We start from the raw sequence: 13,535 nt of genomic DNA on the forward strand, positions 1-13,535 counted from the left end.
ACTTTCTGTCCGCTCTTTGGCTACCTGCCCGGCTTTTGGGGTAGCCGGTACCTCTCTGGGAGACTGTTGTGACGCCGGAGTGGCGGTTCGCCAGGTGGGCGACCCGGTGGGCGGGGTGGGAGAGCGATGACGAGCACTTGTCGGGCGGCGCGGGCGGCCGGAAGGACCGTGATGGCCGGCCTCGGCGCGACGGGCTCGTGAGCCCCCGCAAGGCCCGCCGCGCCGACCCCTTCGATCGGGGCGGCAAGCGGGGCCTCGCCCGTCCCGTCGGGGGTTCCGTGCCCGGCGTCGACCGTACCGAGGAGTGGCCCGACGGTGACTGGCAGGTGCGCCGGGTCACCGGTGGCGCGGCGGACAAGGTCTACCGCTGCCCCGGATGCGATCAGGAGATCAGGCCAGGACTGCCACATCTGGTCAGCTGGCCCGCCTGGCCGGGCGGGGAGGACGAGCGCAGGCACTGGCACACCGCGTGCTGGCGCAACCGGGTCAGGCGCGGACCCGGCAGAAGCAGATACTGACCGGCGCACGCGGACCGGCCATCACCGACAACGACCGGCCATCACCGGCCACCATCGGCCACGACCGGCGCAGACGCGGGCCGGCCACCACTGACCCACCACTGACAACGACCGGCCATCACCGGCCACGACCGGCTCCGACGCGGGCCGGCAGGGCGGATTCGAGGAGAGACATGGAGATTCGGGCCTCTACGGTGTTGCCCGCGCGCAGGGAGCCGATCGAGTTGCACACCGGCGACGGTCTGACACTCGTCGGTGAGCTCGCCCTGCCCGCCGACCGGCCCCCGGTGGCCACGCTGGTCTGCCTGCATCCGCTGCCCACCCATGGCGGCATGATGGACAGCCACGTCTACAAGAAGGCCGCCAACCGGCTGCCCGCCCTCGCCGACCTGGCCGTGCTGCGCTTCAACACGCGCGGCACCACCTCGGAGCGGGGCACCTCCCAGGGAGCCTTCGGCGCCGGCGAGGACGAACGCATGGACGTCGCCGCGGCCCTGGAGTACGCCGACTTCCACGACCTGCCCCGGGTCTGGCTGCTCGGCTGGTCCTTCGGCACCGAACTGGCGCTCAAGTGGGGGCACGACCCGCTGGTGGAGGGGGCGATCCTGCTCTCCCCGCCGCTGCACCGGGCCACCGACGCCGACCTCGACGCGTGGGCGGAGTTCGGGCGGCCGCTGATCGCGCTGATCCCGGAGTTCGACGACTACCTGCGTCCCGAACAGGCCCGTGAACGCTTCGCCAGGGTGCCCCAGGCCGAGGTCGTCGGGGTGGACGACGCCAAGCACCTGTGGGTCGGCGAGCCGTACGTGCGCGTCGTCCTCGACCAGATCGTCCAGCGGGTGAATCCGGCGGCCCACCCCCTGCCCACCGAGGTTCCCGGATCGTAGGAGCCTGTCCGGTTGGGTCGTCCGACGAGATCATTGTCGCGTACGCCGTTCGTCGAGGCCGGGGCACCACGAAGTCCTGATCTCCGGGCCCGCCGGAACGCCCGCGTGATCCGGGCGGTGAGAAGAGACGAGACAGGAAGAGAGCCCGGCGACCGTGCAGGTCGCCGGGCTCTCTCCCCGTAGCCGTCGCGAACGCCCCGGAGTCAGCGGCCGCCTATTCCTGCCACCACTCCGCGTCGTCGTCCTTCGTCTCGGTCCTCGCGGGCGCGGGAACCGGCTTCTCGGCGCCGTTGGCGGCGGCGGGGATGGCCGGCTTCGGCGGTGCCGCGGCGATCGCGGGCTCCGGGTCGGCGGCCGGGAGCGGTGCGCCGCCGAGCAGCTGGCGCAGCTGCGCGAGGTGGCTGGTGATGCTGTCGCGCTGGCGGGTCAGCTCGTCGACCTGGCGCTGGGCGACCGTGCGGCTGCGCTCGGCCTCCGCCTTGGCCTCGGAGACGATGGAGTCGGCGCTCGCCTTGGCCTCGGAGACGACCTGGTCGGCGTTCTTGCGCGCGTTGGCCAGCAACTGCTTGGCGTGCGTGTCGGCCTCGCGACGGGTCTGCTCGGCCTGCTGCGTGGCCTTGGTGGCGCGCTGCTCGGCGGTGGCCGCGCGCTGCTCGGCGGTGGCGGTCAGCTGCTGGGCCGCGGCCTGCGCGTTGGCGTGGCGCTCGGCCTCCTGGCGCTCGGCCTCCTCGCGCCGGGCGGCGAGCTGGATCTCGAACTCCGCCTCGTCCTGTGCCCGCTTCGCCTCGGACTCCTCAAGCACCCGCTGGGCCTGGGCGCGCATCTCGTCGGCCTGGCGCTTGGCGGTGGTGAGGACCTCGTCGCGCTCGCGCTTGGTCGAGGCGCGCAGCTGGGCCACCTCGCGCTCGGTGGTGGTGCGCAGCTTGGCGATCTCGCGCTCGGAGTCGGCGCGCTTCTCCGCCACCTCGTGGTCGGCGGTGGCGCGCAGCTTGGAGACCTCGCGCTCGGTGGTGGCGGTCAGCTCGTCGGCCTCGCGGCGGGCGGTCGAGCGGATCTCCTCGGCATCGCGCTCCGCGCTGGTGCGCATCTCGTCGGCTTCGCGGGTGGCGAGGGCGCGCTTCTCGGCCGCCTCGTTCTCCGCGGCGGCGCGCAGGTCGGCGGCCTCGACCTTGGACGCCGCCTTGATCTCGTTCGCCTCGGCCCTCGCGGCCTGGACCAGCTCGGTCGCCTGCTCCTCCGCCAGGCGGAGGAGCTGCTCGATCCGGGCGCCGAGCCCGGAGTAGGTCGGTCGCTCCTGCTCCTGGAGCTGACGTTGTGAGTCGGACAGCTCCCGCTGCAGGCCCTGGAGCTGCTCCCGGGACTGCCGGAGCTCGCCGTCGAGCTGCTTCAGATGGTCGTGGACCTGGTGCCGGTCATAGCCACGAAGCACCACGTCGAATTCCCGAGCGGGGGCGTCTTCAAAGAAATTGTTGAGCTGGGCATCGATGTCGGACTGCATGGAGGCTCGATCCTGGGTTGTCGAGACGGCTACACGGGCCGGACGGGAGTTTCAGGCATCCGAAGCGGGAGCCGGGGCGGGATCCACGTCCGGTGGTACGCCAGCGTACTCCGCCGTTGCCGAGTTGGCGGTCTCGTCCGACTTTATGCGCGACTTGTTACGTATCAGCGTTTCTTGCATTCGGGGTGGGCTTGGCGTGCCTTTCCGGGGCCTGTACGAGTTCGGTGAGCATTCCCCCGACGTCTTTGGGGTGAAGAAAGGCGATGGAAGAGTCCATGGAGCCGTGGCGCGGTCGCTCGTCGAGCAGCCGGACCCCCTTGCCGCCGATCTTGTCCATCGCCTGCACGACATCCGGGACGCCGAAGGCGACATGATGGACACCTTCCCCGCGCTTCGCGAGAAATTTGCCGACCGGCGTGTCGGGGCCGAGCGGTTCGAGAAGCTGGATATACGATCCACCGCCTTCGCCGTCGGCGATGCGCAGCATCGCCTCCTTCACTCCCTGCTCGATGTTCACCTCGCGGGCCACCACCGTGAGCTCGAAGGTCTGCTCGAAAAAAGCGATCTTCTCCTCAAGGTCGTGGCAGGCGATTCCTACATGATCGATGCGCATGAACATGGGGCCATCCTCCATGGGGTCGCCGATGTACTCATGGGTATGGTGGCAAAGTCGCTCCAAGTCCCGTCAGGGAGGCCCCACTTATGTCTGGTTCCGTCATCGTCGCCGGAGCTCGTACCCCCATCGGACGGCTGCTCGGTTCGCTGTCCGGCCTGTCGGCCGCCGAGCTCGGCGGCATCGCCATCAAGGCCGCGCTGGAGCGTTCCGGCGTCGCTCCCGACGCCGTGCAGTACGTGATCATGGGGCAGGTGCTCCAGGCGGGTGCCGGTCAGGTCCCCTCCCGCCAGGCCGCCGTCAAGGCGGGCATCCCGATGACCGTGCCGTCCCTGACGATCAACAAGGTATGTCTCTCCGGCCTGGACGCCATCGCCCTGGCCGACCAGCTCATCCGCGCCGGCGAGTTCGACATCGTGGTCGCGGGCGGCATGGAGTCCATGTCGAACGCCCCGCACCTGCTGCCCGGCCTGCGCAGGGGCGTCAAGTACGGCTCCGCGGACATCGTCGACTCGATGGCCTACGACGGCCTCACCGACGCCTACGATCAGGTGGCCATGGGCGAGTCCACCGAGCGGCACAACGCGCGCCTCGGCCTGACCCGCGAGGAGCAGGACGAATACTCCGCGCGATCCCACGGACTCGCCGCCGCCGCGATCAAGAACGGGACGCTCGACGACGAGATCGTGCCGGTGTCCATCCCGCAGCGCAAGGGCGAGCCGGTGGTCTTCTCCGCCGACGAGGGGGTGCGCGGCGACACCACCGTCGAGGTTCTGTCGCGGCTGCGGCCCGCGTTCGCCAAGGACGGCACGATCACCGCCGGATCGGCCTCGCAGATCTCCGACGGTGCCTGCGCGGTGGTCGTGATGTCCAAGGCCAAGGCCGAGGAGCTCGGCCTCGACTGGCTGGCCGAGATCGGCGCGCACGGCAACGTCGCCGGACCCGACAACTCGCTCCAGTCCCAGCCGGCCAACGCGATCGGGCACGCTCTCGCGAAGCAGGGCCTGGAGGTCGCCGACCTCGACCTGCTGGAGATCAACGAGGCCTTCGCGCAGGTCGTCCTCCAGTCGGCGAGGGAACTCGGCGTTCCCCTCGACAGGGTCAACGTCAACGGCGGCGGCATCGCCGTCGGCCACCCGATCGGCGCCTCCGGCGCCCGCATCGTCCTCACCCTCGCCCACGAGCTCAGGCGCAGGGGCGGCGGCCTCGGGGCGGCGGGGCTCTGCGGTGGCGGCGGGCAGGGCGACGCCCTGATCATCCGCGTACCCTCGGCATGATCGCGGAGGTCTCCGACCTGGTCGCGATGGCGCGCCAGGGAAGGCCGCGGGCCGTGGCCCGGCTGATCTCCATGGTCGAGAACGGCTCCCCGAGGTTGCGGGAGATCACCGAGCTGCTCTGCGCCGACCGGCCGTACCGGGCACGGATCATCGGGCTCACCGGCTCTCCCGGCGTCGGCAAGTCCACCTCGACCGGAATGCTGGTCCACGCGTTCCGCAAGCGGGGCATGCGGGTCGGCGTGCTCGCAGTCGACCCGTCCTCACCGTTCACCGGCGGGGCGCTGCTGGGCGACCGGGTCAGGATGCAGGACCACGCCACCGACCCGGACGTGTTCATCAGGTCGATGGCGAGCCGGGGCCACCTGGGAGGGCTGTCGTGGGCCACGCCTCAGGCGCTGCGTGTCCTGGAGGCGGCCGGTTGCGAGGTCATCCTCGTCGAGACCGTCGGGGTCGGGCAGGCGGAGGTCGACATCGCCTCGCTCGCCGACACCACCGTCGTGTTGCTCGCCCCGGGGATGGGCGACGGCATCCAGGCGGCGAAGGCGGGCATCCTGGAGATCGCCGACGTGTTCGTGGTGAACAAGGCCGACCGCGAGGGCACCCAGGCCACCGTCCGCGAGCTCCGCAACATGATCGCCCTGGTCGAGCGGCCCTGGAGGCCGCCGATCGTACCGACCGTGGCCTCCAGAGGTGAGGGAGGCGAGGAGGTGGTCGACGCCCTCGGCGACCACCTGGCCTATCTGGAGGCGTCGGGGGAGCTCGTCCGGCGCCGTCACGCCAGGGCGAGGGACGAGATCGAGGCGATCGCCCTCACCACCCTGCGCTCCCGCTTCGCCCACCTGCACGGCGACCGGCGCCTCGACGCCCTCGCCACCCGCGTCCTGGACTCAGAACTCGACCCCTACACCGCGGCGGACGAGCTCCTGGCCGCCACGGGCTGAGCGAGACCCGCGCGCCTCGGGCACCGAAACGGTTACCGAGCCGCGCGGGACCGCGATCCGGACTTCGGATCCCGTGGTCCGAACCTCGTCCTTGGGGCCCCGCGATCCGGCGGCCGTGGCACATGCCCGATCCGGGGGATCGAGATCACGGCTCCGGGGCTCAGGTCTCGTCGGCGAACTTGACGGTGACCTTCTCGAAGCCGAGTCCCTTCAGCAGGCCCTCAAGCATGATCTTGGTGTTCTGGTCGGCCCGGTTGCGCAGGTCGCTGGCCTGGGCGGCCTCGGCGATCTTCTTCTCGGCGAGCATGTAGAGCTCCCGCTGGTCGGCGGGGGAGGAGGACAGCAGATCCTCGACCCGGTCGAAGAGACCGCGCTGCTGGGCGTAGACGTACGAGCGCTTGTTGTCGATGTTCGGCTTCTCCAGCTGGGCGCGGGGCAGCTTCACCGTGACCTCGGTGCGGTCGGGGGAGACCGTGAGGGCGTTGCCGGCGATGCCGCCGAAGTCGACGTAGGCGTCGACACCGCCGGCACCGACGAAGAGGGTCCTGCTGCCCTTGATCGCGTCGGGCAGGAAGGCCGCGTCCTTCTCCAGGTCCACCACGACCTGGAAGTTGCCGGTGGCGGCCTCGAAGCGGCTGAGGTTGTGGATGGACTCCAGCAGCACGGGCTGGCTGCGGTCGATCGTCTCCTCACCGAACGGGTTCAGCCACGACCAGGCGAGGCGTGCGCCGACGACGAGAAGGATCACGACGACGAGCAGCCCGGCGAGAAAACGCCAGAAACGCCCGCGGCGCGCCGTAGGGGGCGCCGCGGGCGGAGCTTCTTGGGAGGCTTTCACGGCGCTTTCCTTCCCCGCACGGTGACCTTCTCACGCGGAGCCTATGCCGATCTTCCTACCCCCGGGGAGAGGGCGGCGCGCCCCGTTCCGCGAAGGGGGCGCGCCAGGGGCCGGTCGGGGTGATCACTCCGGGGGCGGGGGGAACGCCGGGTGCCTGGTGGACGGTGCCCGGCCGCGGTTCGGGGCCGGTCGAGGCGCCCCCCGCGCCCTGCCCGCTCTGCCCTGTCTGGGAGGTCTGTCCGGCCTGGCCGCCGAAGTGAGTGCTTTGTAGCCGGCAGTCGGTGAAGTCGGCGTAGTGGAGGCGGAGCCAGTCGCGCCGCTGGACGTCCGTGAGGCCGGAGAACCAGGCCGCGGCGTACCGGTGCTCGGGAAGCGGCCCGCCGGGAAGCGGCTCGCCACGCAGCCACGCGGTCACGATGTCGCGGTAACCCGACGCGGGACCGGAGCCGCACCGGGCGGCCAGGCCGTCGACGAACTCGTCGGCGGCCTTCTCCGCGAAACCGGCCGCCAGGTCGTCGACGTGGATCGCGATCACACCCGCGGAGGCGGGAGGGCTGTCGCGCCTGGGATGCTGTTCCACCCGGGAGAACTCCCCGGGCGTCCCGGCCAGCCGAGACGCGATCTTGATGAACTCCGAGCCCAGCTCGGGGAGGCCGGCGCGCATGCCCGGGTGCACACACACCATGATCGGCCATTCCTGGCAGCTGTAGACGACCTGCTGGGCGGAGACCGGCTGCGGCTCGGTGAACAGCCTGGCCATACCGGTCCCGGCGGCGAGCACCGCGATCAGCGCCGCGGCCAGCACCAGGGCCTGGCGCGTCACGACCGCCGCCCAGCCGAGCAGCAGCGCCGAGCTGATCCCCACCAGCCAGAGCGTCTGATCGGTGAACGCCGCCGCGTTCAACCCCTGGAACGGGTCGTACGGCTCCCGCGTGGCGGGGGCGAGCCGGTCACCCCAGGCCGGCCCCTGGCACAGCCAGGTGAACAGGCTGTAGCAGCCGAGCCCGGCGAGGGCCGGTGTGATCGTCCAGGGCATCAGCCAGCCGATCACCCAGCCGATGACGACGTACAGCGCGAGCCCGGCCGCCCCCATCACCAGACCGCTGGGCAGCAGCCGCCCGGCCTGCTCTGTGATCATGGTTCTGACCGCGAGGACCAGGACGGTGGCGGTGAACGCGCCTCCCGCCACCACCAGGATCGCGAGTGGTGCCCGTACCGCCTGCCACGGGCTCATCGCCCCCCCACGCGTCCCGCGCCGTCTGCGCACCGCCACCCAGGCGGCGAACGCGGCCGCCACCGGGCCGGTGAGCCGGAGTGAGCCGATCACCGCGACGACGATGTTCTCCCACGCGCTGACCCCGGGAACCAGGACGCTCCACGCCGCGACCACCCCGAGCACGAGCAGGACGGCGACGGCCATCAACCCGCTCTGCTGGAGTTCCTCGCGTGAAACGCCCCCGTGCTCACGCACCGGTGGGCGTGGTGAGAGCCCACGCCGCGTCGATGCGGTCAAGGTCTGTCCGGCGTTCGAACGCCGTTGAGTTGTCGTTCATGAAGCACCCCCCGTGCCGTGAATGTGCGGATGCCGGTCCCCTCGGCACCGGTCCGGCTCGCGTCCCCCGCAGGCCGGACTGAGTCATCGTGGCCACTTGGCCACGGCCTCACCATTCGATGTGGGAACCATAACGGAGCGTGACGTTTGGCGTCCGGGTTCTTGGTGAAGCCATCAGCGCGGTGACTCTACGTATACGGGCGAATCGGGATGAGGCCGCGCTACCGTAGCCCTGTGGTTACAGGTCAGCTGAATCTCCCGTTTGACCCCATCGAACGTGCCGCGGAGACGTGGCGCGTTCACTTCGGGCCCTCCTCGGCCATGGCCGCCGTCACATCGATCATGAGAGCGCACCAGATCCTGCTGTCGCAACTGGACACGCTGCTCAAACCGCATGACTTGACCTTCGCCCGGTACGAGGCACTGGTGCTGCTCACCTTCAGCAGGACGGGGGCGCTGCCACTCTCCAAGATCGGTGAGCGTCTGATGGTCCACCCCACGAGTGTGACCAACACCGTGAGCCGTCTGGAACGTGCCGGTCTGGTGCGGCGCCTGCCCAATCCCCGTGACGGCCGGGGCGTGCTCGCCGAGATCACCGGTGAGGGCCGCGAGACCGTCGGACGGGCGACGGCCGACCTGATGGCGGCCGACTTCGCCATGCCGATGTACGACGAGGCGAAGCTGGAGCAGATGTTCGACCTGTTCAGGACGCTACGCGTGGCGGCCGGCGACTTTCAGTATTGATGCGACGCTGCGCGTCGCGGTGAGGCCGCTCTTGTCCGACTCCTTCCCTCGTCGAGGAAGATCGCTCGTTCCTCGCGACCTTCCTCTCCTCAGTCCAGTCGCCGGCGCGGCCTCACGGGTAGTCCCGCAATTGAGGGCGCTGGGGCGTTGCGGTGAGTTTGTTCTTGTCCGGCTCGTGTTGTTGGCGACGCTGCGTGTCTCCGGTGGCGGTTCCCGGCGGTGGGCGGTCGCGCGCCTGGCCAAGAATTACTAGGACGTCCTAGTATCTGGGTGAGGCCACAAGCCGGATAAGAAGCCACATGCCATACAAGGGAGTCGGCCATGGACGCTGAGCGAGTCGAGGCGGGGCGGGCGCGCTGGCAGGCGCGCTTCGACGGGGCGCGCAAGCGCGAGGCGGAGTTCCGCACCCTCTCCGGGATCGACGTGGACCCGGTCTACGGTCCCGAGGGCGGCGATCCGCGCATGGAGCGCATCGGCTGGCCGGGGGAGTATCCGTTCACGCGTGGTCTGCACCCCACCGGTTACCGGGGCAAGGCGTGGACCATCCGGCAGTTCGCCGGATTCGGCAACGCCAAGCAGACCAACGAGCGCTACAAGATGATCCTCGGCGCGGGAGGTGGCGGGCTGAGCGTCGCCTTCGACATGCCGACGCTGATGGGCCGCGACTCCGACGACCCGCGCTCGCTCGGCGAGGTCGGCCACTGCGGTGTGGCGATCGACTCCGCGCTGGACATGGACCTGCTCTTCGACGGCATCCCGCTCGGCGAGACCACCACCTCGATGACGATCAGCGGCCCCGCCGTCCCGATCTTCTGCATGTACGTCGTCGCGGCCGAGCGGCAGGGGGTGCCCGTCGGGAAGCTCAACGGGACCCTGCAGACCGACATCTTCAAGGAGTACATCGCCCAGAAGGAGTGGCTGTTCGCCCCCGAGCCGCACCTGCGGCTCATCGGCGACCTGATGGAGTTCTGCGCCGCCGAGATCCCCGCGTACAAGCCGCTCAGCGTCTCCGGCTACCACATCCGCGAGGCGGGGTCCACGGCCGCGCAGGAGCTGGCCTTCACGCTGGCCGACGGGTTCGGCTACGTGGAGCTGGGCCTGTCGCGCGGCCTGGACGTCGACGTCTTCGCCCCCGGCCTGTCCTTCTTCTTCGACGCCCACATCGACTTCTTCGAGGAGATCGCCAAGTTCAGGGCCGCCCGGCGGATCTGGGCGCGGTGGCTGCGCGACGTCTACGGCGCGAAGACCGACAAGGCCCAGTGGCTGCGCTTCCACACCCAGACGGCCGGGGTGTCGCTGACCGCGCAGCAGCCGTACAACAACGTGGTGCGCACCGCGGTCGAGGCGCTCGCGGCGGTGCTCGGCGGCACCAACTCGCTGCACACCAACGCGCTCGACGAGGTCCTCGCGCTGCCCTCGGAGAAGGCGGCCGAGATCGCGCTGCGCACCCAGCAGGTGCTCATGGAGGAGACCGAGATCGTCAACGTCGCCGATCCGCTCGGCGGGTCCTGGTACGTGGAGGCGCTGACCGACCGGCTGGAGGCCGAGGCCGAGGCGATCTTCACGAGGATCAGGGACATGGGTTCGGACGGCACGATGACCTCGGGCATCCTGCGCGGCATCGAGGACGGCTGGTTCATGTCCGAGATCGCCGAGGCGGCCTTCGACTACCAGCGGAAGCTGGAGAAGGGCGAGAAGAGGATCGTCGGGGTGAACTGTCACACCGCCTCCATCGACGAGCCGCTGGAAATCCTCCGGGTCAGCCACGAGGTCGAGCGCGAGCAGAACCGCGTCCTGGCCGAGCGCCGAGCCACTCGTGACCAGGCGGCCGTGGACGCCGCCCTCGCCGCGATGACACAGGTAGCGAAGGGGGAGGGCAACATGATCCCCGCCATGCTCGACGCGGTCAGGGCCGAGGCGACGCTGGGCGAGATCTGCGACGCACTGCGCGACGAATGGGGCGTATACACCGAACCTGCCCGCTTCTAGCGGTGGCGCGTCGGGGCACCGGCCGGGATGCGGCAGGATTGGAGTCATGAGCCCAGCGGACTTCACTCGACCCGGATCGCTCTACGGCGCCGTCGATCTCGGCGCTCGCAAGCAGGCACTTGAGGCACAGGCGCGGCGGGAGACCGCCCCGCAGGAAACCGGCGGTGTTCCGGCGCCGGTCATCGACGTCGACGACGCCAACTTCGCGACCGAGGTCGTCGAACGCTCCATGAACGGCCTCGTGCTGCTGGAGCTCACCGTCACCCGTGCCGAGCAGGCCAAGCAGTACAGCGGGCTGCTGGAGAAACTGGCCGCGGAGAACGCCGGCCGGTGGGTCCTGGCCAGGGTCGACGTCGAGCTCAGCCCTCAGATCGCGCAGGCGCTCCGGGTGCAGAACGTGCCCGCCCTGTACGCCATCTTCCAGGGGCAGCCGGTGGCCGTCGTCCCGGGCATCGCCACCGAGCCGCAGCTGCGCGACTGGCTGTCGCAGCTGATGGAGGCGCTTGCCCAGTATCTCCCGCCCCCCGGTGAGGAGGCCGCGGCAGGTGAGGAGCCGCAGCCGCAGGAGCCTCCGGTCGACCCGGACGTGCTCGCCGCCGAGCAGGCGATCGACGCCGGCGACCTCGACGGCGCGGTGGCCGCGTACGAGCGGCTGCTGGCCCGCTCGCCGAACAACCAGGACGCCAAACTGGGCCTGGCCGGGCTCGGCCTGATCCGCCGCACCCAGGACGTCGACCCCGCCGATGTGCAGCGCCGGCTGGCCGACCCCGCCGACGTCGAGGCCCAGCTCCTCGCCGCCGACTTCGAGATGCTCTCCGGCGAGGTGGACAAGGCCTTCGACCGGCTCGTCGACGTGGTGCGCCGCACCTCGGGCGCCGACCGCGACACGGCCAGGGTGCACCTGCTCGGGCTGTTCGACACGCTCCCCGGGGACGACCCGTCCATCGGCAGGGCCCGCAGAAACCTGGCCAGCGCCCTGTTCTGAGTGATCGACGGCCCTCGGAGCCCGGCTCACGTCTCCTCGGCGGGGGCCGGGCGGCGTGAAGTATGTCGTGACCGCATCTATATGTGCAGGTCGGCCGACACAGGCGCGCTCACCCACGACGGGATGGCACGATGGAAGGCATCCCAACCAAAGTCAGTCGCAAAGGAGCGGATTGGCTGTGGCCACCGTGCCGAGTGTGTCGTACTCCATCACCGTGCGCCTGGAGGTGCCCGCAGGCGGCAATGCCGTCAGCCAGCTCACCCACGCCGTAGAGTCCGCCGGAGGTGTGGTCACCGCGCTCGACGTGACCACGGCCGGACATGAAACGCTGCGCATCGACGTCACCTGTGCCGCGCGTGACACCGACCACGCGCAGGCGATCGTCGACAAGCTGGAGGGCGTCGAGGGCGTCGTCATCCACAAGGTCTCGGACCGGACCTTCCTCATGCATCTCGGCGGCAAGATCGAGATGCGGTCGAAGGTGCCGCTGCGCAACCGTGACGAGCTCTCCATGGCCTACACGCCCGGCGTCGCCCGGGTCTCCATGGCGATCGCCCGCAACCCCGAGGACGCCCGCCGCCTCACCATCAAGCGCAACACCGTCGCCGTCGTCACCGACGGCTCGGCAGTGCTCGGCCTGGGCAACATCGGCCCGGCCGCCGCGCTCCCCGTGATGGAGGGCAAGGCCGCGCTGTTCAAGCGGTTCGCCGACATCGACGCCTGGCCGATCTGCCTGGACACCCAGGACGTCGACGAGATCGTGCGCACGGTGCAGATCATCGCCCCCGGCTTCGGCGGCATCAACCTTGAGGACATCTCGGCCCCGCGCTGCTTCGAGGTCGAGCGGCGGCTGCGCGACCTGCTGGACATCCCGGTCTTCCACGACGACCAGCACGGCACCGCGATCTGCGTGCTGGCCGCGCTCACCAACGCGCTGCGCGTGGTCGGCAAGGACCTGGGCGAGGTCCGCATCGCCCTGGCGGGCGCGGGCGCGGCCGGTACGGCGGTGCTGCGCCTGCTGCTCGCGGCGGGCGCCCGCAACGTGGTCGTCTGCGACTACCTGGGCGCCGTGCACCGCGGCCGCCAGGACCTGGACGACTCGCTCCAGTGGATCGCCGACCACACCAACACCGAGGGCTACTCCGGTGACCTGCGCGGCGCGGTCAAGGGGGCCGACGTGTTCATCGGCGTGTCCGCGCCCGGCATCCTCAACGGCGACGACATCGCCTCGATGGCGAAGGACGCCGTGGTCTTCGCGCTCGCCAACCCCGAGCCGGAGATCTCGCCCGACGACGCCCGCGAGTACGCGGCCGTGGTCGCCACCGGCCGCTCCGACTACCCGAACCAGATCAACAACGTGCTCGCCTTCCCCGGCGTCTTCCGCGGTCTGCTCGACGCCCAGGCCACCGTGGTCAGCCAGGAGATGCTGCTGGCCGCGGCCAAGGCGCTCGCCGCCGTGGTGACCCCCGAGGAGCTCGGTCCCAACTACATCATCCCCAGCGTCTTCCACCCGGACGTGTCGGGCGCCGTCGCGGCGGCCGTGCGCGAGTCGGCCGGTGGCCGGGCACGTACGGGCATGACGGAGGCGTGACCGCGCGGTCCACGGGCACGGCGGGGGGGGGGGGGGGGGGGGGGGGGGGGGGGGGTGGGGGGGCCCCCCCCCCCCCGGCGCAGGGGGCGGGGGGGGGCCACG

At 70.6% G+C, this 13,535-nt stretch carries 12 protein-coding genes; 8 read left to right on the forward strand and 4 right to left on the reverse strand.

The annotated features are described in order from the left end of the window. Positions 1-68: 68 nt before the first annotated feature. Together ABT352_RS31370 and ABT352_RS31375 are read left to right on the forward strand one after the other, a co-directional pair. On the forward strand, positions 69-518 hold the full coding sequence (locus ABT352_RS31370) for an Rv1322 family protein (RefSeq protein WP_502992909.1): 450 nt from the start codon (positions 69-71) through the stop codon (positions 516-518). Positions 519-691: 173 nt separating this feature from the next. Next, the gene (locus ABT352_RS31375) at positions 692-1,405 is read left to right on the forward strand and encodes an alpha/beta hydrolase (protein WP_350948589.1); all 714 of its coding nucleotides are present in this window, start codon (positions 692-694) and stop codon (positions 1,403-1,405) included. A gap of 214 nt (positions 1,406-1,619) precedes the next feature. Here the strand turns inward: ABT352_RS31375 and ABT352_RS31380 are convergent, their stop codons facing one another. Further along, positions 1,620-2,903, reverse strand: a complete 1,284-nt coding sequence (locus ABT352_RS31380; RefSeq protein WP_350948590.1) for a DivIVA domain-containing protein — start codon at positions 2,901-2,903, stop codon at positions 1,620-1,622. 157 nt (positions 2,904-3,060) lie between these two features. Beyond that, complete coding sequence (mce, locus tag ABT352_RS31385; RefSeq protein ID WP_350948591.1) at positions 3,061-3,522, reverse strand: methylmalonyl-CoA epimerase; 462 nt, start codon at positions 3,520-3,522, stop codon at positions 3,061-3,063. 83 nt (positions 3,523-3,605) lie between these two features. On the opposite strand from mce, the gene ABT352_RS31390 reads away from it, so the two are divergent. Together ABT352_RS31390 and meaB are read left to right on the forward strand one after the other, a co-directional pair. Then, positions 3,606-4,793 carry an acetyl-CoA C-acetyltransferase gene (locus tag ABT352_RS31390; protein WP_350948592.1) on the forward strand — a complete coding sequence of 396 codons (1,188 nt, stop codon included), beginning with the start codon at positions 3,606-3,608 and terminating at the stop codon, positions 4,791-4,793. Further along, positions 4,790-5,734 carry a methylmalonyl Co-A mutase-associated GTPase MeaB gene (gene meaB, locus ABT352_RS31395; RefSeq protein WP_350948593.1) on the forward strand — a complete coding sequence of 315 codons (945 nt, stop codon included), beginning with the start codon at positions 4,790-4,792 and terminating at the stop codon, positions 5,732-5,734. The genes ABT352_RS31390 and meaB overlap by 4 nt, the downstream gene beginning before the upstream one ends. A 160-nt stretch (positions 5,735-5,894) precedes the next feature. Here the strand turns inward: meaB and ABT352_RS31400 are convergent, their stop codons facing one another. Beyond that, positions 5,895-6,572 (reverse strand): DUF4230 domain-containing protein, encoded by a 678-nt coding sequence (locus ABT352_RS31400; RefSeq protein WP_350948594.1) that lies wholly within the window; start codon positions 6,570-6,572, stop codon positions 5,895-5,897. Between the two features lie 55 nt (positions 6,573-6,627). Beyond that, positions 6,628-8,043, reverse strand: a complete 1,416-nt coding sequence (locus ABT352_RS31405; protein ID WP_350948595.1) for a hypothetical protein — start codon at positions 8,041-8,043, stop codon at positions 6,628-6,630. A gap of 291 nt (positions 8,044-8,334) precedes the next feature. Here ABT352_RS31405 and ABT352_RS31410 point away from each other — a divergent pair, with 291 nt between their 5' ends. The 4 genes from ABT352_RS31410 (at position 8,335) to ABT352_RS31425 (ending at position 13,433) form a co-directional block, all read left to right on the forward strand. Beyond that, complete coding sequence (locus ABT352_RS31410; RefSeq protein ID WP_350948596.1) at positions 8,335-8,868, forward strand: MarR family winged helix-turn-helix transcriptional regulator; 534 nt, start codon at positions 8,335-8,337, stop codon at positions 8,866-8,868. 321 nt (positions 8,869-9,189) lie between these two features. Beyond that, on the forward strand, positions 9,190-10,857 hold the full coding sequence (gene icmA / locus ABT352_RS31415) for a coenzyme B12-dependent isobutyryl-CoA mutase large subunit (RefSeq protein ID WP_350948597.1): 1,668 nt from the start codon (positions 9,190-9,192) through the stop codon (positions 10,855-10,857). A gap of 46 nt (positions 10,858-10,903) precedes the next feature. Next, positions 10,904-11,842: a tetratricopeptide repeat protein gene (locus ABT352_RS31420; protein ID WP_350948598.1), complete on the forward strand. Its 939-nt coding sequence runs from the start codon at positions 10,904-10,906 to the stop codon at positions 11,840-11,842. Positions 11,843-12,020: 178 nt separating this feature from the next. Further along, entirely contained in the window at positions 12,021-13,433 is a 1,413-nt protein-coding gene (locus tag ABT352_RS31425) for an NAD-dependent malic enzyme (RefSeq protein WP_350948599.1), read from the forward strand. Positions 13,434-13,535 lie beyond the last annotated feature (102 nt).

The organism is Streptosporangium sp. NPDC000563 (assembly GCF_040299985.1).
Lineage (GTDB): Bacteria > Actinomycetota > Actinomycetes > Streptosporangiales > Streptosporangiaceae > Streptosporangium.